26 protein-coding genes and 3 tRNA genes are annotated in these 21867 nt (G+C 63.4%); 13 read left to right on the top strand and 16 right to left on the bottom strand.

Going from position 1 to position 21867, the window contains the following annotated elements:
* Positions 1–48 precede the first annotated feature (48 nt).
* The 8 genes from JJT62_RS05575 to JJT62_RS05540 all read right to left on the bottom strand — a co-directional run bounded on the left by JJT62_RS05575 (position 49) and on the right by JJT62_RS05540 (position 3509).
* On the bottom strand, positions 49–522 hold the full coding sequence (locus tag JJT62_RS05575; protein ID WP_246744734.1) for an NUDIX hydrolase: 474 nt from the start codon (positions 520–522) through the stop codon (positions 49–51).
* 140 nt (positions 523–662) lie between these two features.
* Positions 663–1403, bottom strand: a complete 741-nt coding sequence (locus tag JJT62_RS05570; RefSeq protein WP_202071723.1) for a DUF2865 domain-containing protein — start codon at positions 1401–1403, stop codon at positions 663–665.
* 34 nt (positions 1404–1437) lie between these two features.
* Positions 1438–1514: transfer RNA gene (locus tag JJT62_RS05565), tRNA-Arg, on the bottom strand.
* A 98-nt stretch (positions 1515–1612) separates the two neighbouring features.
* Positions 1613–1689: transfer RNA gene (locus tag JJT62_RS05560), tRNA-Arg, on the bottom strand.
* A 13-nt stretch (positions 1690–1702) separates the two neighbouring features.
* Complete coding sequence (locus JJT62_RS05555; RefSeq protein ID WP_202071722.1) at positions 1703–2014, bottom strand: ETC complex I subunit; 312 nt, start codon at positions 2012–2014, stop codon at positions 1703–1705.
* Positions 2015–2226: 212 nt separating this feature from the next.
* A tRNA-Pro gene (locus tag JJT62_RS05550) sits at positions 2227–2303 on the bottom strand.
* Between the two features lie 79 nt (positions 2304–2382).
* Positions 2383–2871: a DUF192 domain-containing protein gene (locus tag JJT62_RS05545; RefSeq protein ID WP_202071721.1), complete on the bottom strand. Its 489-nt coding sequence runs from the start codon at positions 2869–2871 to the stop codon at positions 2383–2385.
* 59 nt (positions 2872–2930) lie between these two features.
* Positions 2931–3509, bottom strand: coding sequence for a cold-shock protein (locus tag JJT62_RS05540; protein ID WP_202071720.1), 579 nt, complete (start codon positions 3507–3509; stop codon positions 2931–2933).
* A gap of 436 nt (positions 3510–3945) precedes the next feature.
* Between JJT62_RS05540 and JJT62_RS05535 the strand changes: the two genes are divergently transcribed.
* The 3 genes from JJT62_RS05535 to JJT62_RS05525 all read left to right on the top strand — a co-directional run bounded on the left by JJT62_RS05535 (position 3946) and on the right by JJT62_RS05525 (position 6675).
* Positions 3946–5403, top strand: coding sequence for an aspartate aminotransferase family protein (locus JJT62_RS05535; protein WP_202071719.1), 1458 nt, complete (start codon positions 3946–3948; stop codon positions 5401–5403).
* Positions 5404–5551: 148 nt separating this feature from the next.
* Positions 5552–6148, top strand: coding sequence for a hypothetical protein (locus JJT62_RS05530; RefSeq protein ID WP_202071718.1), 597 nt, complete (start codon positions 5552–5554; stop codon positions 6146–6148).
* A 47-nt stretch (positions 6149–6195) separates the two neighbouring features.
* Positions 6196–6675 carry a hypothetical protein gene (locus tag JJT62_RS05525; protein ID WP_202071717.1) on the top strand — a complete coding sequence of 160 codons (480 nt, stop codon included), beginning with the start codon at positions 6196–6198 and terminating at the stop codon, positions 6673–6675.
* Positions 6676–6777: 102 nt separating this feature from the next.
* Here JJT62_RS05525 and JJT62_RS05520 read toward each other — a convergent pair whose 3' ends face one another.
* Positions 6778–7653 (bottom strand): branched-chain amino acid aminotransferase, encoded by an 876-nt coding sequence (locus JJT62_RS05520; RefSeq protein ID WP_202071716.1) that lies wholly within the window; start codon positions 7651–7653, stop codon positions 6778–6780.
* Between the two features lie 202 nt (positions 7654–7855).
* Here JJT62_RS05520 and JJT62_RS05515 point away from each other — a divergent pair, with 202 nt between their 5' ends.
* Genes JJT62_RS05515 through JJT62_RS05505 form a run of 3 tightly spaced genes read left to right on the top strand, consistent with a single transcriptional unit; the run spans position 7856 to position 10582 of the window.
* A complete protein-coding gene (locus tag JJT62_RS05515) occupies positions 7856–8419 on the top strand; it encodes a MarR family transcriptional regulator (RefSeq protein ID WP_210340580.1) in 564 nt (187 codons plus the stop codon).
* Positions 8420–8425: 6 nt separating this feature from the next.
* Positions 8426–9202, top strand: coding sequence for a response regulator (locus tag JJT62_RS05510; RefSeq protein WP_202071715.1), 777 nt, complete (start codon positions 8426–8428; stop codon positions 9200–9202).
* Between the two features lie 9 nt (positions 9203–9211).
* Complete coding sequence (locus JJT62_RS05505; protein ID WP_202071713.1) at positions 9212–10582, top strand: ATP-binding protein; 1371 nt, start codon at positions 9212–9214, stop codon at positions 10580–10582.
* On the opposite strand, the gene JJT62_RS05500 is transcribed toward JJT62_RS05505, so the two are convergent.
* The 4 genes from JJT62_RS05500 to JJT62_RS05485 all read right to left on the bottom strand — a co-directional run bounded on the left by JJT62_RS05500 (position 10579) and on the right by JJT62_RS05485 (position 13512).
* Positions 10579–11247 carry a helix-turn-helix domain-containing protein gene (locus JJT62_RS05500; protein ID WP_202071711.1) on the bottom strand — a complete coding sequence of 223 codons (669 nt, stop codon included), beginning with the start codon at positions 11245–11247 and terminating at the stop codon, positions 10579–10581. The two genes, JJT62_RS05505 and JJT62_RS05500, sit on opposite strands and share 4 nt — an antisense overlap.
* 72 nt (positions 11248–11319) lie before the next feature.
* A complete protein-coding gene (gene proC / locus JJT62_RS05495) occupies positions 11320–12147 on the bottom strand; it encodes a pyrroline-5-carboxylate reductase (protein ID WP_202071710.1) in 828 nt (275 codons plus the stop codon).
* The gene (locus tag JJT62_RS05490; protein WP_202071709.1) at positions 12144–12647 is read right to left on the bottom strand and encodes a YbjN domain-containing protein; all 504 of its coding nucleotides are present in this window, start codon (positions 12645–12647) and stop codon (positions 12144–12146) included. The genes proC and JJT62_RS05490 overlap by 4 nt, the downstream gene beginning before the upstream one ends.
* A 340-nt stretch (positions 12648–12987) precedes the next feature.
* Entirely contained in the window at positions 12988–13512 is a 525-nt protein-coding gene (locus JJT62_RS05485) for a L,D-transpeptidase (RefSeq protein ID WP_202071707.1), read from the bottom strand.
* Positions 13513–13747: 235 nt separating this feature from the next.
* Between JJT62_RS05485 and JJT62_RS05480 the strand changes: the two genes are divergently transcribed.
* The 5 genes from JJT62_RS05480 to JJT62_RS05460 all read left to right on the top strand — a co-directional run bounded on the left by JJT62_RS05480 (position 13748) and on the right by JJT62_RS05460 (position 17462).
* Entirely contained in the window at positions 13748–14611 is an 864-nt protein-coding gene (locus JJT62_RS05480; RefSeq protein ID WP_202071706.1) for a methyltransferase domain-containing protein, read from the top strand.
* 362 nt (positions 14612–14973) lie between these two features.
* On the top strand, positions 14974–15783 hold the full coding sequence (locus tag JJT62_RS05475) for an SDR family oxidoreductase (protein WP_202071704.1): 810 nt from the start codon (positions 14974–14976) through the stop codon (positions 15781–15783).
* A 642-nt stretch (positions 15784–16425) separates the two neighbouring features.
* The gene (locus tag JJT62_RS05470; RefSeq protein ID WP_202071703.1) at positions 16426–16638 is read left to right on the top strand and encodes a cold-shock protein; all 213 of its coding nucleotides are present in this window, start codon (positions 16426–16428) and stop codon (positions 16636–16638) included.
* Positions 16639–16931: 293 nt separating this feature from the next.
* Positions 16932–17183 carry a hypothetical protein gene (locus JJT62_RS05465; protein WP_202071702.1) on the top strand — a complete coding sequence of 84 codons (252 nt, stop codon included), beginning with the start codon at positions 16932–16934 and terminating at the stop codon, positions 17181–17183.
* Positions 17184–17216: 33 nt separating this feature from the next.
* Positions 17217–17462 (top strand): hypothetical protein, encoded by a 246-nt coding sequence (locus JJT62_RS05460; protein WP_202071701.1) that lies wholly within the window; start codon positions 17217–17219, stop codon positions 17460–17462.
* 15 nt (positions 17463–17477) lie between these two features.
* Here JJT62_RS05460 and JJT62_RS05455 read toward each other — a convergent pair whose 3' ends face one another.
* Together JJT62_RS05455 and JJT62_RS05450 are read right to left on the bottom strand one after the other, a co-directional pair.
* Positions 17478–17843 carry a protease inhibitor I42 family protein gene (locus JJT62_RS05455; protein WP_202071699.1) on the bottom strand — a complete coding sequence of 122 codons (366 nt, stop codon included), beginning with the start codon at positions 17841–17843 and terminating at the stop codon, positions 17478–17480.
* Positions 17840–19318 carry a glycosyltransferase gene (locus tag JJT62_RS05450; protein ID WP_202071698.1) on the bottom strand — a complete coding sequence of 493 codons (1479 nt, stop codon included), beginning with the start codon at positions 19316–19318 and terminating at the stop codon, positions 17840–17842. Before JJT62_RS05450 ends, JJT62_RS05455 begins: the two co-directional genes overlap by 4 nt.
* Between JJT62_RS05450 and rlmN the strand changes: the two genes are divergently transcribed.
* Positions 19269–20450, top strand: coding sequence for a 23S rRNA (adenine(2503)-C(2))-methyltransferase RlmN (gene rlmN, locus JJT62_RS05445; protein ID WP_202071697.1), 1182 nt, complete (start codon positions 19269–19271; stop codon positions 20448–20450). The two genes, JJT62_RS05450 and rlmN, sit on opposite strands and share 50 nt — an antisense overlap.
* 17 nt (positions 20451–20467) lie before the next feature.
* Entirely contained in the window at positions 20468–21100 is a 633-nt protein-coding gene (locus JJT62_RS05440; RefSeq protein WP_202071693.1) for an SGNH/GDSL hydrolase family protein, read from the top strand.
* Between the two features lie 14 nt (positions 21101–21114).
* On the opposite strand, the gene JJT62_RS05435 is transcribed toward JJT62_RS05440, so the two are convergent.
* On the bottom strand, positions 21115–21771 hold the full coding sequence (locus JJT62_RS05435) for a Crp/Fnr family transcriptional regulator (protein ID WP_202071692.1): 657 nt from the start codon (positions 21769–21771) through the stop codon (positions 21115–21117).
* Positions 21772–21867: the final 96 nt, after the last annotated feature.

Below are 21867 nucleotides of genomic sequence, written 5' to 3'. Positions count from 1 at the left end.
GGAGCTCTGGATTGCTTCGTCGCTTCGCTCCTCGCAAGACGAGCGTCGTCAAAGAACGGTCGACTTTCCGAAGGCCAGTATGATCTCTCGCAACTCCGGTTCGTCCACCTGCTCGGCCGCCAGGGCGTAAGGAAACCAATAGGTCGCGCGCTCCGACTTTTCCGGCCATTTCTTGCGCTGCAATTCGACCCGCAGTGGGAACACTTCGACGAGGCACTCGACGGCGGAGCCCGACTTGAGCCGCTTCGGATAGTGATATTCTCCGAGCTTTGTCTTCTCGATCTTGCCGTGCAGGCCCGCCTCCTGCTGCGCCTCGATGGCGGCGACGATATGCGGCTTACGCCCCTTCATCGGCCAGCCCTTGGGGATGATCCAGCGCCTGGTGTCGCGCGACGTCGCAAGCAATATTTCGACGCCCTTCTTTGCGTCGACACGCCAAGGCAACGCGCCATATTGCATGCGCGGCGCTCCGGGAGGCTTTTTCTTCGCCTTGTCGGCGGATGATTTCTTTGGGGCCTTCATGCGGGGCTTCGTTCTAGTTGGGCAGGCGGCTGGCCGGCCCTGCTGGCCCAGGGCGAAGACTGATCTATACCGTTTTCCTGTTCTCCGGTCTTGGACAAACGCTGTCGTCGGCGAATTGAACACACGCCCGTCTTGCTGATTTACCGCGTCGTGCTGCCGGTCCTGTCGTCCTTACCGAAGCTGATCTCGCCGGTCGGCCCACTGGTCGCGGCCTGGGCGGGGGCCGCTTTCATGCTGGCGGTTCGCCGCAGCATGGCGCGCAGCCGATCGCGCACGGCCGAGGACATGAAAGAAGCGTTGCGCAGCGGTACAAACTTATCGCTGCGATAGACGAAGGCGCCGGTCTCCTCCACCAATATGTCGCCGCTCTGCAAGGTCGGATCTTCCCGGGCGGTCTTTTCGAAAAACGCTTGCGAGGTGCTCGGATCGTTACAGACGCAACTGCTGTTCGCCTTGTCCCGGAAAGCGAAGGCGGCAGGCAGGGCCGAATAGCGCTGACCCTTGGAATTACGCGCCGTCTCGATCGAACCGCCGTCATATATCTCCACCTGAGCCGACGGGCAGGCGAGCTCGCAGGATTGCTGGCGCGACGCGCGGGTCGATTTGATCAGCGGGAAAAAATAACCGTCGCAGGTGCGCACGCAAAAACCGCCGGCGTTTGTCGACGCGAAGCCGCTCCCTTCCTTCGGTTGGCCGAAACGCAAGTCGCCCTGCACCTTGGCGCGCCGCCGCGCGGAATCCGGGGCGCGCTGCGGCGCCATCTGCACGGGCTCGGGATCGGAGCCGAAAAGGAAATCCAGCAGCCCCGCCTCGGCCTGGCTGGAGAGCCCGGTGGCGAGAAGCGCCGCGAAGACAGCGAAAATTGGTCGATGGAGCCGCATCTGCGCCGTTCCCGTTCCCTTGTCGCGCCCACATTGGCGACCCCGGCAGGATTCGAACCTGCGACCCACTGCTTCGAAGGCAGTTGCTCTATCCGGCTGAGCTACGGAGCCATCAGTGTAAGCTTGCCGCTCCGCCGGCGGCGAAACGGTTTTCTGAATAGGTCAAGCCGCCCTTGGACAGGCAACCTGCTACATAAATATGTCGAATCTGGCGACCCCGGCAGGATTCGAACCTGCGACCTACTGCTTAGAAGGCAGTTGCTCTATCCGGCTGAGCTACGGGGCCTTGGAATTCGAGGTCAATGCGTCCACAAACCAATACGATTGGTTCTGAAATTATCCGAATAGGTCACGGTGCGGCGCGAGGCCGTCTCGGGCTTGGGCTCTTCTACCCGATAGGGAATTCCCTCGCGCTCGGCGTAAGCGATCGCTTCTTCCTTGGTCTCGAAACGCAGGCGAATTTGCTGCTTCATGTCGGCGGAGCTGGTCCAGCCCATGAGCGGCTCGATCGAGCGCGGCAGCTCGGGGTCGAAAACCAGACGCCAGGGCTTGGCGGAGCCCGGTCCCGACTGCGTCACGCTCGGCGATTGGCGATAGATGCGAGCCGTCATCTCAACCTCTTGCTTCATTTGGAGCGGCGGCGGGCGCCGCCCTCGTCTCAATTGCCGCGTTTCAGGCGCAAGCCGTCGCTTCCTTCGTAATCGGCCGAAGACAATTTGCAACCCGAACTTTTCAGTTATGCGACCTTTTGGCCAGGACCGCGAGCCTTCCGGCTCGCGCTTTGATCCTGCGAGCCGGAAGGCTCTCGGTCCCGGCTGAATGCTGGTCGGGGCAGCAGGATTCGAACCTGCGACCTGAAGTACCCAAAACTTCCGCGCTACCAGGCTGCGCTATACCCCGACGATCCGACGAAAAGCCTTCCCTTCGCTATCACGCGGCGCCCTCCCCCACAAGGCGGGGGTCGCGCGTCGAAAGCCCGTTAGCGTTTGAAGGCCCGATGCCGAATCTGGTCGCCTGTTTTCAGGCCGATCTTCTCTGCGACGCCGGCGTTGAGCTCGATCACGGCATAGGCGGGGCCGTCCGACGAGATGACCTCTTCCGACATGGGAACGGTATTCGCCGCGACACGCGTCACCAACCCCTGCCGCGACACGAAGATCATGTCCAGCGGAATATAAGTGTTCTTCATCCACATCATGACCGGCCCTTCGACATGGAAGTCGAAAAGCATGCCCTGATTCTGGGGCATGGATTTGCGATACATCAGGCCCTTGGAGCGCTCGCTCGGCTTGTCGGCGAGTTCGACCTGAAATTCATGCGCGCCGCTCTCGGTGATAATTTCCAGCCGCTCCAGCGCGGCCTCCGCTCTTGCGCCCGCCATCGCCAGGCAGAGGACGAGTGCGGGAAACAACGCTCGGAAGATGGGCAGGACAGCAAAACGTCTCACCACGGCAGATCCACGCGCCATATGCGCACTCCGATCGACAGGGCGCTCGGCTGAGGGGTTATCGGCCGATGCGCCGCTTTTCAGTGGGAGGGATTCTTGGCTTCGAGCGGGCGCACCTCGGCGGCCATCAGCCCCTTCGGACCGTCGCCGTAACGCACCAGCACGCTGTCGCCGGGCTTGAGTTCGGTCATGCCGAAGCGTCGCACCGTCTCCATATGGAGGAAAATGTCCTCCGTGCCTTCGCCGCGCGTAAGGAAGCCGAATCCCTTTACGCGGTTGAACCACTTCACGATGGCGATTTCATAGCCGCTCGTGGCCTTGATCTGGACATGTGTGCGGGCGGCGGGGGACTGAGCCGGATGCACGGCCGTGGTTTCGTCCATCGCAATCACGCGGAAGACCTGTAGGCCCTTCGTGCGTCTTTGCGCCTCGCAGACCACGCGCGCGCCCTCGAAAGCGGTCTGATGGCCGCTGCGGCGCAGAATGGTCACGTGTAAAAGAATATCGGGCGAACCGTCGTCCGGCACAACGAAGCCATAGCCCTTGGCGACGTCGAACCATTTGATGCGCCCGGCAACTTCGATAAGATCGAGAGCCTCTTCGCCCTCGGCGGCGGGCGCAGCGCCCAACTCGTCTGCAAAAGTCACCTTCGCTCCCAAGCGACCAACTCCCCGTGCTGATCCAGAGCATTCGACCGGCGCAGTCTGCGAGCTATAAAAATCTCGAATCGCTGCGTGCCAAATGAATCACTGAGGTAAAGATAGCATTGACGACGTGGCGTCCAACCAAAGAATTTGACCGAGAGCGCAAAACCTTGTGGATACACGCGAAGAGGGCAATTGTTTGATCTTTGCCAGCGCTCAATGCCGGGCGCGCGCAATTCGATTTGATTTGATTTTCTTCTTTGCTGTAGATGTCCTAGCCGGCCGCTGCAGCGCAACAGCTTCGCGGCGACGCCATGCGCCCCCGCCGCGCCCGGGCCGGCGGCCGCGTTTACGAGGATTTGACAAATCCGCCGTCGCGCGCAATCGAAAGCTGCGCGGACTTGTCGAACAAGGCGATCCCCGCCCCCTTCACCCATCTTGGAGCCGCCGCATGACCGATCTTTCGACTGCGCATTCGGGCGTTTCTGCTGCGCAAGGCGCACACGCGCGCGACGCCTCCCCTTATGATCTCGCGGCGATGGTCGCCGCGCGCGAAGACGAACGCTTCTCGCTGCACTCCAAATATCTCAATGAAATGTGGGTGCGGGTGCTCAAGACGATCGGCTACGACGTCGGCTTCACGCGCGGCCTCGGTCCCTATCTGTGGGACCGCAAAGGCGACCGCTATATCGATCTTCTGAGCGGCTGGGGCGTGTTTGCAATCGGCCGCAACCATCCGGCCGTGCGCGACGCCCTCGTCAGCGTCATCGACGGCGAGTTCGCCAATCTCGTCCAGCTCGACGTGTCGACGCTCGCCGGCATACTCGCCGAGAAACTCATCGAGCGCGCGCCTTATCTCGAGAAAGTCTTCTTCGCCAACTCGGGCGCGGAGTCGATCGAAGCCGCGATCAAATTCGCGCGCGCCGCCACGGGGCGTCCCGGAATTCTCCACTGCGCGCATTCCTTCCACGGTCTGACCTACGGCTCGTTGTCGATGAATGGCGACGAGATATTCAAGAAGGGCTTCGGACCGCTGTTGCCGAATGCGCGGGAAATCCCCTTCGACGATCTCGCCGCGCTGGAGCAGGCGCTGGCCGGACGCGATGTCGCGGCGTTCTTCGTCGAGCCGATCCAGGGCAAGGGCGTCAACATTCCCGCCGACGATTATCTCGCGGGCGTGCAGGCGCTTTGCCGTAAATATGGAACGCTGTTCGTCGCCGATGAAATACAGACCGGCATCGGCCGCACCGGCAAATTCTTTGCGATCGACCATTATGCGGGGGTGGAGCCCGACATGGTCGTCGTCGCCAAGGCGCTTTCGGGCGGCCATGTGCCGGTCGGCGCCGTGCTCACGCGCAAATGGGTCTTCGACAAGGTTTTCGATCGCATGGACCGCGCCGTCGTGCATGGCTCGACGTTCAGCAAGAACGACCTCGCCATGGCGGCGGGCGTCGCGACGCTCGATGTGATCAAGAACGAGCGCATTGTCGAAAACGCCGCGGCGAAAGGCGAGCGCCTGCTCGCATCGTTCCGCAAGATGGCGGAAGGCTATGAGCTCGTCTGCGACGCGCGCGGCAAAGGACTGATGGTCGGCGTCGAATTCGGCCCGCCGAAATCCCTCAAGCTGAAAGCGGCGTGGAACCTGCTCGAGACCGTCAACTCCGGCCTCTTCTGCCAGCTCATCTCCATCCCGCTGTTCCGCGACCACAAGGTGCTGACGCAGGTCGCCGGCCACGGCAACCACACGATCAAATTGCTGCCGCCGCTGACGCTGACCGACGCCGATTGCGACTGGATCGAAAGCGCCTTCGACGCGGTGATTGCGGACGCCCATGACGCGCCTTCCGCCGTCTGGTCGCTCGGCAAGACGCTTGCCGGCCACGCGATCAAGGCGGGCATCGGCCGCTGATCCTCGCCGACCGCGCAGGGAGCTTACCTTCGCGGCCGGAACGCTATTTGCCCTGAGTGGAAGGCGCGCCGCCGAGGCGCGCCAATTTCGGACAGTTGCGGCGCAAAAGCCCACAACCGCTCCGATCCGACACGAAAGGGCGCCTGTCATGCGTTTCATTTCAGGATTTCAGGCCGCCGCCCTTGCGGGAGCGCTCATGCTGCTCCCCGGCGCGCCGCTTGCCCAGGGTGGCGGCTTCGGCGGCGGACATGTTGGCGGCGGACATGGCGGTTTCGGCGCCGGCGGTTTTGGCGGCCATCGTGGCGCACCCGGTCCTCTCCCGGGCTATGGCGCGAACGCCTATGCGCCCGGCCAGGGCAACACCGGCGCGGCCGGCTGGAACGGCGGCAACTGGCGCGGCTTCACGCGAGGGCCCTTCGGCTATTTCGGCGGCGGCTACGGCGGCGGTTATGGCGGCGATGGCGTGGCGATCGTTCCCGGCCCCTCGGCCAACGTCTTCAATTACACCTACAACGACTACCGCCGGCGCGATGGCGGCTTTTACGGCGGCGGCGGCGTCTTCTATGGCGACGACGGCTATAGCCGCCTCTATTCGATCCGCCCGCCGGGGGACTACAGCGAGCCGACCTACGGTCCGACGGGCTACGCGCCCTATTCGGTTTACCGTCCTTCTCAGCACATCTTTTACCTGCCGGACAACAATCCGCGCGGCGCCCGAAAAGCTGCTCGCCATGCAGCCGAGTAATGAGTTTCAATGACGCGAATGTCGCGTCGCATCAGGGGGTGAGTAACATGCGTTTTATTTCGATTGTCCGGTCGCTTGCTCTGGCCGGCGCAGCCGCGGGGGGTCTCGCCGCGAGCAACGCCGTCGCACAGGACTTCGCGACGCCCTTCTTCGGCGGCGCCTATGCGCCGGGGCCGAGCTACGCCTATAGCGGTTACAATGGCGGCTACCAGGGCGGTTACGATGGCGCGGTCGGTTACGACCAGGGCTATTACCAGGGCGGCTACCAATATCCGGCCGGCGGCTATGGCGGCGGCGCCTATCGTCGCGCAGCCTACAGCGCCGCCGACGTCTATCGGAACGCCGGCTATTCCTACGGCCGGACCTATGAGCGCGCCTATGTCGTGCCGCGGACGGTCTATCGGCCTTATGTCCGCACGCATTACGTGCCGGTGACGACTTACCGCACGTACAATACGGTCTCCTATCGGCCGGTCACGCAGTACCGGGTGGTGCGCAAGCGCTGCCACTGCGAAACGATTTACTAAAAAGCAAAGCGGCGGCCCAAAAGGCCGCCGCGACATTTTTAAGACCGCGAGCCTTCAGGCTCGCTTTTTTATTGCGCGCCTGAAGGCTCGCGGTCCGAATACTCAGGCGTGGATCTCTTTATTGTAGTCCTCGACCATCGCCCGCGAGACGGCGCCCGGCGTGAAGCTGTATTTTCCGCCGATCTCGGAGACCGGGGTGACTTCGGCGCCCGTGCCGCAGATGAAGCATTCGTCGAACGACGCCATCTCTTCCGGCATGATGCGGCGCTCGATGATCTCGATGCCCCGGCGCTTGGCGAGGTCGATGACCGTGCGCCGCGTAATGCCGTCCAGGAAGCAGTCGGCGATCGGCGTATGCAGCGCGCCGTCCTTCACGAAGAAGACATTGGCGCCGGTGCATTCGGCCACCCTGCCCTGCCAGTCGAGCATCAGCGCATCGGCGTAGCCGCGCCGCTCGGCCCGGTGCTTCGAAATGGTGCAGATCATGTAGAGGCCGGCGGCCTTCGCCAAGGACGGCGCCGTGCGCGGGTCCGGGCGGCAATATTCGGCGATGTCGAGCTTGATGCCCTTCATCTTTGTGGCGATGTCGAACATGCTCGGCCAGTCCCACATCGCAATCGCGACATGGATGGTCGAATTCTGCGCGGCGACCGCCATCATCTCGCTGCCGCGCCAGGCGACAGGGCGAACATAACAGTCGGTGAAATTATTCGCCTTCAGCGTCGCGTCTTTGGCCGCGACCAGCTCTTCGACGCTATAAGGAATCTCGAAGTCGAGAATTTGCGCCGAATTTTTGAAGCGCTCGGAGTGCTCGACCGACTTGAAGATTTTGCCGCTATAGGCGCGTTCTCCCTCGAAGACGCAAGAGCCGTAATGGAGGCCGTGCGAGAGAACATGCAGTTTCGCGTCGCGCCATGGGACGAGCGCGCCGTTATACCAAATGAATCCGTCGCGCTGATCGAAGGGCGGAACAATCATGGCAAGCTCCGGGAAATGGCGCCTTGACAAAGGCCCGGCTGGCCGCAAGGGCGCGCGACGGAACCACTAGCCATCGGCCAGAAATATGTCAATATAGCTGACGTAAATTCGAGAGGACCGCGAGCCTTCAGGCTCGCTCCGATCCGAGATGCGAGCCTGAAGGCTCGCGGTCCCATCCGCTAGGCTGGCAAGGAAACGCGTCTTGAGCGAGCTTCTCGAGCGAAAGATCGCCCCAACGGCCAACGCCCCTGTCCCGCCTGGCGGCGCCCGGCCGGCGCGCCGTCTGGAAGAAGACGCCGAGGCGCTCGATCTGGTGGAGCTTTTCTTCTTCGCCTATCGCGACTTTGTCGGCGACGCCGACCGCCTGTTGGAGAATTATGGGTTCGGGCGGGCGCATCATCGCGTGCTGCATTTCGTCAGCCGCCGGCCCGGGCTCACCATCGCCGCGCTGCTCGATATTTTGAAAATCACCAAGCAGAGCCTCAATCGCGTTCTGAAGCAGCTTCTCGACGCCGGTTTCGTGGAAGCGCGCGCCGGCGCCGTCGACCGGCGGCAGCGGCTGCTTTACCCCACGCCGCGCGGCGCGCAGCTTGCCCGCGAGCTGGCGGCGCTGCAATCGGAGCGCTTCCGCCGCGTCATGGAGGAGTTGGCCTCCCCGGCGCGCGAGGCTGCGGCGGAGTTCCTTTTCGCCATGATCGACAAGGACGAACGCGAGAGGGTGCGCGCGCTTCTGGGCCGGCCGGACCTCGGCCGCGAGGGACGGTGAGCGCCAATGCGCCCCTCGCCGCCGCTCCGCGCAGTCTCCCCGCAAAATCCAAGCGCCGGCGCAAAGGACGCGCATATTCTCGTCGTGGACGACGATCGCCGAATCCGCGCGCTTCTGACACGCTATCTGATGCGCGAAGGCTATTTCGTCAGCGCCGCCGCCGACGCGCGCGAAGCGAGCGCGCTCCTGGTAGACTTCGCCTTCGATCTCATTGTGCTCGACTGCATGATGCCCGGCGAAAGTGGGACGCAATTCGCCGCGCGGCTGCGCGAAGGGCCTGAACCGTTGCGCTCGGCGCCGATCCTCATGCTCACGGCGCTGCACGAGACCCGCAATCGCGTCGAGGGACTCGAGGCGGGCGTCGACGACTATCTCGCCAAGCCCTTCGATCCCCGCGAATTGTCCCTGCGCATCGCCAGCATTTTGCGACGCGCGCGCCGGCCCGAGAGCGTCGATCCCCTCGTGCGCTTCGGCCCCTTCGCCTATGATCCTGCGCGCGCCGAGCTTACCACGCAGGCCGGCGAGGCGGTGCGGCTCACGACCCGCGAACGGGACATGCTGCAGATTCTGGTCGAACATGCCGGCGCCATCGTTTCGCGCCAGACTCTCGCCAGTCGCGAGTCGGAGCCCAAAGCTGCGGAGCGGTCGGTCGACGTCGAGATCGCCCGCTTGCGCCGCAAGATCGAGCTCGATCCCGGTGCGCCGCGTTATTTACAAACCGTGCGCGGCCAGGGATACCGGCTTGTCGTCGATGCGCCGCGCGCGCGGAAAATGCAGAGTTAGAGGCGCCCAATGTCGCTCGTGATTGCCGATGTTCTTTCCGCGCCGCGCCAGGCGTGGCGCCGTTTCGCCGACTGGCTGCATGCGCGCATGCCGAAGGGCCTTTACGCGCGCGCGCTGCTGATCGTCATCCTCCCCGTCGTGCTGCTGCAGTCGGCGGTAGCCTATGTCTATATGGAGCGGCATTGGGAGGTCATGACCTATCGCCTCTCCGGCGCAGTGGCGCGGCAAGTGGCGACAATTGTCGACATCTATCAGACCTTCCCGGACGACGCCGCCCATAGTCAGCTTCGGCGCATCGCGGCGCTCGATCTGAACATGGAGCTCTCTCTCCTTCCCAAGGAGCCGCTGCCCGAACCGCTCACCAAGAAGCCGATCTTCTCCCTGCTCGACAAAGCGCTGTCGATCGAATTGTCACGCAAGCTGCTGCAGCCCTATTGGATCAACACTGGCTTTTCCAGCGATCGCTTGGAAATCCGTGTCGCCATGAATGACGCGACCCTGCGGATGCTCGTCTTCCGCACCCACGCCTATGCGTCGAACTCCTATATTTTCTTTATGTGGATGGCGATCGCGTCGGTCATCATCCTCGCGATCGCGACGTCGTTCCTGCGCAATCAGATCCGCCCGATCCTGCGGCTAGCGCATGCAGCGGAGGAGTTCGGCAAGGGGCGCGACGTGCGATTCAGCCCGCGCGGCGCGCGCGAGGTTCGTCAGGCCGGGGCGGCCTTTGTGGAGATGAAGCGCCGCGTCGAACGCGCGATCGAGCAACGGACCACCATGCTCAACGGCGTCTCGCACGATTTGCGCACCATTATCACGCGATTCAAGCTCTCGCTCGCCTTGATGGGCGAGGCGAACGAAACGAGCGAAATGCGCAAGGACGTCGATGAGATGGAGCGCATGGTCGAGGCTTATCTCGCCTTCGCGCGCGGCGATGGCGGCGAGACCTCCACGCCGACGGATATAAAGGCCATTCTCGAAGAACTGAAGGCGGACACGGAGCGGCGCGGCGAGGCGGCCACGCTACATGTCGAGGGCGATCCGATCGTCGTCGCGCGACCGGCCGCGATCAAGCGTCTGCTCGCTAATCTCGTCGGCAACGCCCAGCGCTACGGCAAGGCGTTGGCGTTTTCTCTTGTAAATGACGGCGAGTCGATGATCGTCCATATCGACGACGACGGGCCGGGTATCCCGGTTGAGCGGCGCGAAGACGCCTTCCGCCCCTTCTACAGGCTCGATGAATCGCGCAATCAGGACAGCGGCAATTCGGGACTTGGGCTGGCGATCGCGCGCGACATTGCGCGCTCGCATGGCGGCGACATCACCCTCGACCGCAGTCCGCTGGGCGGGCTGCGGGCGACGGTGACGCTGCCGATTTAGGCCGAATGGTGGGGATATTCGTCTTCGGCGTGGCCATGGCGGCGGCGACGCATTCCGCCGCCGAATTCGAAGAGCCGATTCGCCATATCGGCGAAGGGCCGCGCGAAGCGGGCGACGTCCTCGACATGCTCGACATAGCGCTCGCCGCGGGCGATCTCGCGGTCGAGCGTCTCCAAAGCGAAGGAGAACCCGTCCTGGAACCAGGCGTCGAGCACCCTACCCCAGGCCATCGCCAGCCCTTGCAGCTTCAACGAGCCGACCGGACCGTCGCAATCGATGTCGGCCGCCTCCAGCATGAAGCGCATGGAATTGAGAGTTTCGCGATTGAGCGCGGCGCCGGTCAGCGGATCGCGCGTCGACCAGCGGAAGATGCTGGCGAGCGCGTCGCGATGGGGCTCCAGCACCTCCAGCCGCTTGCGCAGCACCTCGTAAAGCCGGTCGCGCGCCGGATCGTGTGAATCCTGGGCCGAGACGGCCTCCAGCACGTCGCGGTCGATCCGCCGGTTGAAGCCGCCGATGATCGCTCCCTTCGAGGGGAACTGATCGCGCAGATCCGCGAGCGAGATGCCTGCCTCATGGGCGATATCGGTGAGGCTGACGTCGCCGAAGTCGCGGCGCGCCGCCAGCCTCAAAGCGGCGTCGATCACCCTGTTTCGGACGCTCATCTTCGTTCTCCGATTGTCTATTGTCTTGCGGCGTAATTTATTGCTCCGCCGCCGAGTGGCAAGCGGGATTGCTCAGCCGGACAGCTCGCCGGCGCGCTTTTTCGCCGCCGTGACCGCGCGAGACATCAAGGGCGCGAGGCCCTCCTCGGCCATCAGCACGGAGAGCGCCGCGGCCGTTGTGCCGCCCGGCGAGGTGACGCGCTGCCGCAAGGTCTCGGCGGAAACATCCGCCTGCCGATGCAGGAGCTCGCCGGAGCCTTCTATGGTGGCGCGGGCGAGTCGGGCCGCGAGATCCGCCGGCAGGCCCGCCTCGACGCCTGCGGCGGCCAGACATTCCACCAGATAGAACACATAGGCCGGGCCGGAGCCCGAGACAGCCGTCACCGCGTCGATCAGCGGCTCGTTTTCGACCCATTCGACCTGGCCCGCGGCGGCGAGCAGCGCATGCGAGAGGGCGCGCTGCGCCTCGCTCGTCTCGAGGCTCGCAAAAGCGCCCGTCACACCGCGCCCTATGGCGGCCGGCGTATTGGGCATGGCCCGCACGATGGCTTTGGCGGCGGGCAGGCGCCCAGCGATGTCGGCGATGCGCTTGCCCGCGAGAATCGAAACGACGACCGACTGAGGCCCCACGAAAGGCGCAGCCGCCGACGTCCCGGCCTCCAGCATTTGCGGCTTGATGGCGAGGATCACCGCGTCGCGCGCGCCGCCGACCGCTGCGCCGTCGCCGAGCAAATAGCCTTTCGCCGCGCAAAGCGCCTGCAGGCGCTCGGAAGGGTTTGGATCGACCACCACGACGCGATCGCCGGCAAGCCCCTCGGCCGCCCAGCCCTCGAGCATGGCGAGCCCCATATTGCCCGCCCCGATCAGCGCGACGGTCTTACCCTCGAGCGCCCGGTTCACGCCTCGCCCTTCGTCTCGAAATTGGCGGCCTCCAGCGCTTCCTTGGCGGATTTGCCCGCCCAGAGGACGAATTGGAAGGCCTGATAATAACGCTCGCAGGATGAGAGCGCATTGTCGAGCAGCGCCGCGCATTGCGGGGCGGAGGGCTGCGCGCCCCCGGAAAGGATCAGGCCATGGCGATGCATGGCGACGTTCTCTTGCGGCCAGAAATCGAAATGGCCGATCCACATCTGCTCATTGATGGCGTTGACGAGCGCCATCACTTCGCGGCGGCGCCGCTCCGGCGCCTTGAGGTCGAAGGCGCAGCTCACATGCAGCGTTTCGAGATGCGGAAGCCAGGTGAAGGCGACGTGATATTCGGTCCAGGCGCCCGAGACAGAAATGCAAATCTCGTCATCGTCTTCGCGATCGAACGACCAATCATTCGTGGCGGCCAATTGCTCCACGACATCCACTGGATGTTCGGCGCGTTCGATTTCTTTTTCTGTAGCGATCAGCATAGCCAACCTTCATCGGAGTGTCAGCAGGACGCGGCGACCAACAGCAACATAATGTGACGCATCACGAAGCGTCGAGTAACAGGGGCGTCTCCAGACGAATCACCTGCCTGAGCCACTATACTCCACCTATCCGCAAACGCATGACGATCGCCATTGGCGCGTCAACTTGGTGCGCAGACTGCGGGATTCGGCTTCCGTCGTCTATGGCCGCGACGCCCTATTCCACAGATAGACGCCGGAGCCCCCAGAAAAAACCTTGGAGAACTCCGGCCGTTACTTTCCGCGCCTGAATTATCTAATGTTTTTGCAACTTTGCCGCGCGCTGGGCCTGTGGATAGGATCAAGGCTGCATGATGACAGGCGATCCGACGCTGACCCGGGAATAGAGGTCGACGACATCCTCGTTCAGCATGCGAATGCAACCGTAGGATGCGGCGGTGCCGACAGAGGCGCGCATTTTCGCCGTTGTGCCATGTATCGCGACCTCGCCGCGGTCGAGCGTCAGGGCGGCCACGCCCATCGGATTGCGGGGCGAGCCGCCGGGGATGAGATTGGGAAGCTCGGGATGGTCGGCGCGAACGACCGCCGGCGGCGACCAGTCCGGCTCGTAATATTTGCCGTCGACGGCGGCGTAGCCCGCCCATTCCTTGCCGCGCTTGGGCACGGCGACCGGATAGCGGATGGCGACGCCGGGGCTCACCACATAAAACAGCCTGCGCTGGCTGGCGCTGATGACGATCGTGCCTGGCTCGACGCCGGGCGCGAAGGCGACGGTGTCACGCGCCGAAGCGGCCTGCGGCAAGATGGCGAAACCGAGCGCCGCAGCGGCGCCGAAAAATACGGCTTTGAGGGACGAGCTACGCATGGGACTCACCTTTGACTGGCCGCTCGACACGGAAGATTCGGATGCTTTGCATTTTAGCTTCAGCTATGGCCTTGTCTAAGCGTTCCGCCTCTTGCGGTTAGGGCTTAACCTTAAGGTTTTCTGCATGTTGCGCTCATGCAACAGCGGTCTTCGCCTTTATTTAGCCCTCTCTGCGCCAAAATCCGTGTGGGCGCGCACTTGCCCCTTCGTGGCGGCGGGGCGTTAGGAAAACACGATGGAAAAACAAAGCTCTCCGCCGAAAATTTTTGATCGCGCGCTGCTGCATGCGCGGCTGCGACGGGCGCTCGCCAAGGGCGCCCCCGACTTCCTGCTGGCGCGGGCGGCCGACGACCTTCTCGACCGGCTTCTAACCGTTAAACGCGCCTTCCCGCGTTCATTGGATTTGGGGGCGCCGGCCGAGCATTTTTCGCAAGCGATCGTCGCCAGCGGCCGCGCCGCGCCGTTGCGGGCGAGCCGGCTCGGCGGCGCCGTCATCGCGGACGAAGAGGCCCTGCCATTCGCGCCGGCCTCATTCGACCTCGTCGTCTCGGGGATGGCCCTGCAATGGGTGAACGATTTGCCGGGCGTCTTCGCCCAGGTGCGCCGCATCCTCGCGCCGGATGGGCTGTTTTTGGCCTGTCTGCCCGGCGGGGCGAGCCTCGTGGAGCTGCGCGTGGCGCTGGCCCAGGCCGAGGAGGAGCTGACCGGCGGCGCAAGCCCGCGCGTCTCGCCCTTCGTCGACGTGCGCGACATGGGCGGGCTATTGCAGCGCGCCGGCTTCGCCCTGCCCGTCTCCGACATCGACAGCTTTACGCTGCGCTACGACTCGGTCCTGGGGCTGATGGCGGATCTGCGCGCCATGGGCGCGGCCAATGTGCTCGTCAAGCGCGCCGCGCGCCCGCTGCGCCGCGACGTGCTGGCGCGCACCGCGCAGATTTACGCCGAGCGCTTCTCGGACCCGGACGGACGGGTGCGCGCGAGCTTCGAAATCGTGTGGATTTCCGGCTGGGCGCCCCACGAGAGCCAGCAGAAGCCGGCCAAGCCCGGCTCGGCGACCATGCGGCTGGAAGATGCGATGAAGGCGGGGCGGCGGGAGTGAACGCCGCGCGCGGTTAAGCAGCCTTCGCTTGGGAAATGAATCCCGCGACAATCATCTTCGTCTTTTCCGAGGGAAGAATATTTTTACGGGCTGCGACAACCTGCTGATTTGGACATTTATCTCATGTCTAAGGAATCTAGCTCCAGAATTACAGGAAACATTATGATGTTGTGATAGTAGTACAATATATCAAGCCACTGCATTCCATGCTGTGAAACCGACATCGCGATCAAGACATAGCCGCGATCTCGACACAAAGCCCCATTATTGCACCGCTCGCGGTAAGAATACTCGCTTATCCGTTGTATCAGACTTCATCTTGGCGTTCTTCCCGAACGCTACTACGGAAAGATTTCTTCTCTATGACTTCCACGACCCAAGACTCCAGAGTCGTATTGGTTACTGGCGCTTCCTCCGGGATCGGAAAATGTTGCGCCGAGCGTCTCGCCGGCGCGGGCTGGCGCGTGTTCGGGGCGTCGCGCTCTGCGCCCGCCGCTGAGCGTTATGACGTGTTGCGAATGGACATCGCGGATGACGAGGCGGTCGAGAAAGGCGTCGCGCATATATTGGCCACATGCGGTCGCATCGACGCCATCGTCAATAATGCGGCTGTCAATTTACGCGGTTCGGTCGAGGACGTTCCGATGACCGAAGGTCGCGAGATCATGGAGATCAATTATTTCGGCACGCTGAGAGTGTGTCGGGCGGCGCTGCCCGCCCTGCGGGCGCGGAAGGGCTCTATTATCAATATAGGCTCCTTCGCCGGCTCGATCGGCACGCAGTTTGGCGGTCATTACGCCGCGTCGAAATATGCCGTGCAAGGCGTGACCGAAAGTCTACGACGCGAACTTGCGCCATTCGGCGTACGGGTCACGAATATTTCGCCGGGTTTTTTCCGGACGGGAATGTCCGAAAACATCGTCGTTTCGGACTCGATGCAAGACGGCGCCTATGCCGAGCGGTTCAGCCGCTTCATGAAAAACGCAGATAAGTTCATGAAGAACATGACCACGCCCGAGCCCGTCGCCGCGCTGGTCCAGGAGATATTAGAGAGCCGTAATCCCAAGGGATATTACTTCATTGGTCCCGCCTACCAGCGCGCCGTGTTGCTCGCGAAAAGGCTCCTGCCACAAACGGCGTTCGAGACGATCATGGATCGCGTGCTCGAGTGATCCTGAACCGCCAGGGCGGCGCGCGATGGCTTCCGGCTTTAGGGAGTGAAAGGGCGCCAGAACATCAAAACAGGCATGTGCGCGAGAACCTCTAACTTCGCAACGTGATACCATTTTCGTTTGAAAGGCTGAAAGCCCGACCGGGAACCCAGAGCCGGTTTTGCTCAGGCCCGTCATTGCGAGCGAAGCGAAGCAATCCAGGGCAGCAATGCGGCGCTGGATTGCTTCGTCGGCTCCGCCTCCTCGCAATGACGGCGGTAATTCCGATCGCTCTTTTTGCGAGCGGCATGATCAACACCGAACCAATCAAGCGGATCTCGTATCAGGCGCGTAATTCCGCGCAAGAATGGGGGCTAGCATGATCGCAGCGAAAATCTTCCCGGGGCGCAGCGCTGAAGCTTAGCTGAACAGGCGTCGAAAAGGAAATTTTGAACACAGATATTACCTCACCGAAATATTTCTCGAAGACAACGATTGTAATTCCAGAAGATAGGATTATGTTGATACCATCGGGTTTCGGCCGGACGTTCGTACTTTCTCTCTTGCCCCTGGCAAGTCGGCTTGTGACCTCCTCTCCAGAACTTTGATTAACTGCGGCGGCGACCCTTCGCCCCGCGCAACTGCTCCTGGAAAGGACATCTCATGCAAGTTGGCGTCGTCAAGTGGTTCAATGCGAACAAGGGTTTCGGCTTTATCCAGCCTGACGCCGGAGGTCCCGACGTGTTCGTTCACGTCACCGCGATCGAGCGCGCCGGCCTCCCCTCGCTCGTCGAGGGGCAGAAGGTCGGCTACGAGCTTTTCGTCGACAAGCGCAGCGGCAAGTTTTCCGCTGACCAGCTTCAACTCCAGAGCTGAGCTATCTCACGCCTTTAGGCCGACCGCGGATGTACCGGCGGCCCGATGGTGAGGGGTTCGGAGAGCGGCGACTGTGTTCGCCGCTCTCCCAGTAAAATCGCTCTCAACACCAAGGCGTAACGGCCATGTCCAAAGAGCAACGCCGCGGCAATCGCGAAGCGAAAAAGCCGAAAAAAGACAAATCCGCCAGCGCGCCACTCCCAGCGAGCGACTCGCCATGGGCCACGGTCGAGAAGTTGAAATCCCGTGACCTCAGCAAGAAGAAATAACCACAAACCACCGAGAGCGCGAACATGAGCGACTATATCGGCATCGGCGCGCGCGAACGCTTTCGAAGCGCCAAAGCAACGGCCACTGCGACCCACAAGTTCGATGTAGGGACGCTCGTCTCCCACCGGATCGGCGCGTCGTCGGAGCGTAGCCTGTTCCGCGTGACGCGCCATCTTCCGGATGGCGGACAGGGACTGCAGTACCGCGTCCGGTCCGAAAGGGATGGCCAGGAGCGCGTCGTTGTCGAAGCGTCTCTTCAGCGGGACATGCCTTAAGCTTAACGTAGAGCAACTGCTTTGGAGGCGGAAATGGATGCAGCGGATTATGCGTCGGAAGCCTCGCTCTATTACGCGAAGAACACGCAGCGAAAGCAGAAATCCTTGGTCTACCGGAAATTCACGGTGGCGGCGGAGGCGATCCGTTTCGCCGTCGAGGAACTCTCGCCCCAGACCCTCAGCGGCTGCTCGCTGGAAGTGAATGACGTGCATTATTTCGGGCGCGAGATCCGCCCACTTTACGACGACGGGGCGTTTCCGTTGCCCCGCCGCGGCTGAGCGCTGCAGCTCCTGCTAGGGTGAAATCTTGAAAACAATCCGCCGGGTCTCGGCCGGAGCCGGCTCCCAGGGACGCTTATAAACGAACTGGATCGTCGCCGTTCCCGGCTCGAGCGCCCGAATTGTCCAGCTATGCGTTCCCGGCGCGCCGGGGAGGCTCTTTCCGGCCTTGTGGCCGCCATCTGAAATAGCGAGAAGATCGAGCCCCGCGCTCGCGCTTGCATCGATGCTCCAAACATATCCCGTCGAGGGGTTTTCCTTATTGGAGACGCTGAAAGTTTCGCCGGGCTTCATCCGGCGCCCCTCATCCGCCAGCGCTTGCAGGCTCCCCGCGCCGAGGGCGAGGTAAAAAGCCACAAAAAATGCAACGCGTTTTCTCATGCCAATGCCTCCTCCTGCGCCAACGTGCGCTGGGCGATAAGCGCTGCGATCCGCAGCGCCGCCAGCGCCGCCCCGTCCTCGCGCCTGGCCTCCTCGGCCATGGCGGAGGCCCGAGCCTCATAGCCCGCATCGAAGGCCGCGAGCTCTTCATACAACGCCTGCGCCGTCGCCGTCTTGCCGTCCAGCACGCGGGCGACGCCGAGCCTTTGCAGCCGCTCGGCATTGTCGAACTGGTCGCCGAGAAACGGCGTCACCAACTGCGGCCGTCCGGCGCGCAGCGCCTGCCCTGTCGTGCCGATGCCGCCATGGTGGACGACCGCGCGCGCCCGCGGGAAGACCAGCGAATGCGGCGCATAGGAGGAGACGTGAATATCCGCGCCCAGATCGCCGGCAAGCTCCGCGACGTCGTCCTCATGCGCGAGCAGCACGGCGCGCCGCCCGAGCCGGCGGGCGGCGTCGATGCAATCGCGATAGAAGTCGCATCGCGCCCGAACGACGAAGCTCCCCAGCGTGAAAACAATCGGCGCTTCGCCAGCGTCGAGAAACGCGGCAAGCGCCGGCGACAGCCGCCCGCCTTCGAGATAGCGGTCATGGAACGTATGCCCGGCAATCAAGGTCCGCCGCCCGTGATCGGGCTGCGGCGGCGCCAGCAGCGGACTGAACAGGCCGACGACAGCGTCGCTGGATTTCACGCCGAGCAGCAGATCGAGCCCATAGCGCGGGTCGAGCCCGACGTCCCGACGCAACCGGCGCAAGGGCTCGGCCCAAAGCGCGATGGCGTGGGAAAGCGACCAGAGCAGGAAGCGGTTATAGACAATCTCGATCGGCCAGGCCGGGGCGCTGCGCAGCGGCATACGCGAGCCGAGCGGCGGATCATAAGCCGAATAGAGCATCATCGGCGAGAGCAGCGCCGTGACGAGCGGCAGGCCGCGCCGCTCCGCCGCAATCCGCGCGGCGAAGGCGAGGCTGTGCGAGACAACCGCGACGGCGCCCTCGCTCGCCAGGAGGAGATCCTCGTAGCTCTCCCGAAGATGCGGGAAAATCAGCGAGTCGAACAGGAACTTGTCGTCCTCCGACATTTTGCGGGCAATCTCGCCCATATCCATGCCGAGCCGAGCCGTCAGATCGTCGGCGTCGGGCCGGATGGGCGCGAAGGCGATCCCCTCGCCCTGGATATAATCGGCATAGGCCGCGCTGGTCGCGATGACCGGCGCGAAGCCCTCGCGCGCCAGGGCATGCGCAAGCGCGACAAAGGGATGCAGATCGCCGAGCGAACCAAATGTCGCGATCAGGATTTTTCGGGGAGACAGAGTGGCGGCCTTTTCTTTCTCTGGATAAATCGCCCAAAAAAGCGCATCTGGAAGATTGGAAACTTGAAATGCCGGCCGCCCGAGCTCGACAAGCGGGGCCAGCCAAAGGTAGAAAATGACTTTCTCACAGACCATCGTCGCCGAAAAGCCCTCGCTTGCCGGCATGACGCGCGCCGAAATCGGCGACGCCCTGCGCGCGCTGGGCCTGCCCGAGCGCGAAATCCGCATGCGCGTCTCGCAAATCTGGCACTGGGTCTATTTCCGCGGGGCGCGGGACTTCGGCGAGATGCTGAACGTCTCCAAGACCCTGCGCCAGACGCTCGACGCCGCCTTCGAGCTGCGCCTGCCGCAGATCGTCGAGGAGCAGATTTCGGTCGACGGCACGCGCAAATGGCTGCTGCGGATGCAGCCTGTCGACGCGCTCGACAAGGGCGCGGAAGTCGAGTGCGTCTATATCCCCGAGAGCGACCGGGGCACGCTTTGCGTTTCCTCCCAAGTCGGCTGCACGCTCAATTGCAGCTTCTGCCACACCGGCACGCAAAAGCTCGTGCGTAATCTGACGACCGCGGAGATCGTCGGCCAGCTTCTCGTCGCGCGCCAGCGGCTCGGCGATTTCCCCGACCGCGAGCGCCCGACCGACGGCCTCGTTCCCATGGGCGAAGGCGTGCGCGCGGTCTCCAATATCGTCTTCATGGGGATGGGCGAGCCGCTCTACAATATCGACAATGTCATGGCCGCGATCGACGTGATGGCGGACGGCGACGGGCTCTCGCTCAGCAAGCGCCGCATCACCGTCTCGACCTCGGGCGTCGTGCCGCAGATCGAGCGGCTCGGCGCCGATTGCGGCCCGGCGCTGGCCATATCGCTGCACGCGGTTCGTGACGATCTGCGTAATGTGCTCGTGCCGATCAACAAAAAATATCCGATCAAGGAGCTGCTGCAGGCCTGCCGCGACTATCCCGGCGTCAGCAACGCCAGGCGCATCACCTTCGAATATGTGATGCTGAAGGGCGTCAACGACAGCCCGGCGGAAGCGCGCGAGCTGGTGCGGCTCTTGAAGGGCGTTCCGGCCAAGATCAATCTCATACCCTTCAATCCCTGGCCGGGCGCGCCATATGAATGCTCCGATTGGGAGACGATCGAGCGCTTCTCGGACATCGTCTTCAATGCTGGCTACGCCAGCCCCGTGCGCACGCCGCGCGGCCGCGACATTCTCGCCGCCTGCGGCCAGTTGAAGAGCGAGACGGAGAAGCTGCGCGCAAGGGCGCGGCTGGCGGCGCAGGAGGCGGCGGAGTAACCACGGCGGCGGATCGCATGTCGCATCTCGTTCTTCTCGGCGACTCGATCTTCGACAACGGCGCCTATACGGCCGGCGCGCCGGCGGTGATTTCTCAGGTGAGGAAGCGCATCCCTATCGGGTGGCGCGCGACGCTCGCCGCCGTCGACGGCGCGACGATGGCCGATGTGGCCGCGCAGCTCGCGCGGCTTCCGGCCGACGCCGACCGCCTCATTCTGAGCATCGGCGGCAATGACGTCTTGCAGCAGGCCGATATTCTGGGCGCGCCGGTGACGACCAGCGCCGAGGCCATCGAGTTGATCGGCGCCGCGGCGCGCCGTTTCGAGGCCGCCTATCGCGACATGCTGCGCCCTTGCCTGCAGATCGACCGCCACACGACGATCTGCACCGTCTATTCCGGCAATTTTACCGAGCCGGCGTTTCAGCGCATCGCCGAGATCGCGCTGACGCCTTTCAACGACGCGATCATCCGCATCGGCGTCGAGCATGGGCTGACCATCCTCGACCTGCGTCTCATCTGCAGTGCGCCCACAGATTACGCCGGTTCGATCGAGCCCTCGTCCATCGGCGGCGGGAAGATCGCAGAGGCCATCGTCAGCGCGGCGAAGAACGACAGGAGCTGGCCGCGCAGCGCGCGAATCATCGGATGAACCGCGGCCCCGGATCAGCTCGTTAAACTCTGCAAACCATCGAGATCGAGGAGCGTTATACGGCCCTGCATCGTCTCGACCAATCCGCGCGCGGCCAGCCCCCGCAGAACCCGCGACACAACCTCTCTCGAGGTCGAAAGATGACGCGCGACCTGCTCTTGAGTCACCTCGACATTGGCTTCGCCTTTCGAACGACGCAGGAGGAAGGCGGCGACGCGGGCTTCCACACCCTGCGACGCCGTCTCTTCCATCAGCGCCATCAGCTCGACAATGCGGCTGGAGAGAGCGTCGAATGTAAATGCTTGAACGGCCGGTTCGAGCGTCAAGAGGCGGCGATAGACGTCGCCGGGGACGATGCTGATTTCCGTCTCCCCTTCACTCTCCACCCAGGCCGGATAGGGATGACGCGAGAACACGCAACTGATCGCCAATATGCAGGATTGGCCGGGGTCCACCCAATACAGCGTCCCCTCCCGGCCTTCCGCGTTGACGTAATAGATCCGCAGCGCGCCGCGCTCGACCAGATAGGCGCCCGCCACCATATCGCCGCGGGCGACAAGCTGTGCGCCGCCAGCGCAGGAGATATGGCGCACCGACGCGCCCAAGAGCTTGCGTCCTTCGGCGGATAATTCGCCGAGCGATGGAAAGAGCCGAAGGGAAGGAAAAGTCATCCGCCGATCATAGTCGGCTTCGGACTCTCGCGTCGACACAGCGGCGAACGACCTTCTTTCACACATGATTGCGGGTCCCCTTCGGCTCTCTGCAGC

This window comes from Methylocystis sp. Sn-Cys, from assembly GCF_016745395.1.
Taxonomy (GTDB): domain Bacteria; phylum Pseudomonadota; class Alphaproteobacteria; order Rhizobiales; family Beijerinckiaceae; genus Methylocystis; species Methylocystis iwaonis.
Note: the sequence above shows the minus strand (reverse complement) of the source record. Positions and strands in the feature narration are given on the sequence as shown.

Bases quoted from the DNA above. Each gene is read 5' to 3' on its own strand.
- JJT62_RS05575 (WP_246744734.1), bottom strand. From the start codon at position 522: ATGAAGGCCCCAAAGAAATCATCCGCCGACAAGGCGAAGAAAAAGCCT.
- JJT62_RS05570 (WP_202071723.1), bottom strand. From the start codon at position 1,403: ATGCGGCTCCATCGACCAATTTTCGCTGTCTTCGCGGCGCTTCTCGCC.
- JJT62_RS05555 (WP_202071722.1), bottom strand. From the start codon at position 2,014: ATGACGGCTCGCATCTATCGCCAATCGCCGAGCGTGACGCAGTCGGGA.
- JJT62_RS05545 (WP_202071721.1), bottom strand. From the start codon at position 2,871: ATGGCGCGTGGATCTGCCGTGGTGAGACGTTTTGCTGTCCTGCCCATC.
- JJT62_RS05535 (WP_202071719.1), top strand. From the start codon at position 3,946: ATGACCGATCTTTCGACTGCGCATTCGGGCGTTTCTGCTGCGCAAGGC.
- JJT62_RS05530 (WP_202071718.1), top strand. From the start codon at position 5,552: ATGCGTTTCATTTCAGGATTTCAGGCCGCCGCCCTTGCGGGAGCGCTC.
- JJT62_RS05525 (WP_202071717.1), top strand. From the start codon at position 6,196: ATGCGTTTTATTTCGATTGTCCGGTCGCTTGCTCTGGCCGGCGCAGCC.
- JJT62_RS05520 (WP_202071716.1), bottom strand. From the start codon at position 7,653: ATGATTGTTCCGCCCTTCGATCAGCGCGACGGATTCATTTGGTATAAC.
- JJT62_RS05510 (WP_202071715.1), top strand. From the start codon at position 8,426: ATGCGCCCCTCGCCGCCGCTCCGCGCAGTCTCCCCGCAAAATCCAAGC.
- JJT62_RS05505 (WP_202071713.1), top strand. From the start codon at position 9,212: ATGTCGCTCGTGATTGCCGATGTTCTTTCCGCGCCGCGCCAGGCGTGG.
- JJT62_RS05500 (WP_202071711.1), bottom strand. From the start codon at position 11,247: ATGAGCGTCCGAAACAGGGTGATCGACGCCGCTTTGAGGCTGGCGGCG.
- JJT62_RS05490 (WP_202071709.1), bottom strand. From the start codon at position 12,647: ATGCTGATCGCTACAGAAAAAGAAATCGAACGCGCCGAACATCCAGTG.
- JJT62_RS05485 (WP_202071707.1), bottom strand. From the start codon at position 13,512: ATGCGTAGCTCGTCCCTCAAAGCCGTATTTTTCGGCGCCGCTGCGGCG.
- JJT62_RS05480 (WP_202071706.1), top strand. From the start codon at position 13,748: ATGGAAAAACAAAGCTCTCCGCCGAAAATTTTTGATCGCGCGCTGCTG.
- JJT62_RS05475 (WP_202071704.1), top strand. From the start codon at position 14,974: ATGACTTCCACGACCCAAGACTCCAGAGTCGTATTGGTTACTGGCGCT.
- JJT62_RS05470 (WP_202071703.1), top strand. From the start codon at position 16,426: ATGCAAGTTGGCGTCGTCAAGTGGTTCAATGCGAACAAGGGTTTCGGC.
- JJT62_RS05465 (WP_202071702.1), top strand. From the start codon at position 16,932: ATGAGCGACTATATCGGCATCGGCGCGCGCGAACGCTTTCGAAGCGCC.
- JJT62_RS05460 (WP_202071701.1), top strand. From the start codon at position 17,217: ATGGATGCAGCGGATTATGCGTCGGAAGCCTCGCTCTATTACGCGAAG.
- JJT62_RS05455 (WP_202071699.1), bottom strand. From the start codon at position 17,843: ATGAGAAAACGCGTTGCATTTTTTGTGGCTTTTTACCTCGCCCTCGGC.
- rlmN (WP_202071697.1), top strand. From the start codon at position 19,269: ATGACTTTCTCACAGACCATCGTCGCCGAAAAGCCCTCGCTTGCCGGC.
- JJT62_RS05450 (WP_202071698.1), bottom strand. From the start codon at position 19,318: ATGCCGGCAAGCGAGGGCTTTTCGGCGACGATGGTCTGTGAGAAAGTC.
- JJT62_RS05440 (WP_202071693.1), top strand. From the start codon at position 20,468: ATGTCGCATCTCGTTCTTCTCGGCGACTCGATCTTCGACAACGGCGCC.
- JJT62_RS05435 (WP_202071692.1), bottom strand. From the start codon at position 21,771: ATGACTTTTCCTTCCCTTCGGCTCTTTCCATCGCTCGGCGAATTATCC.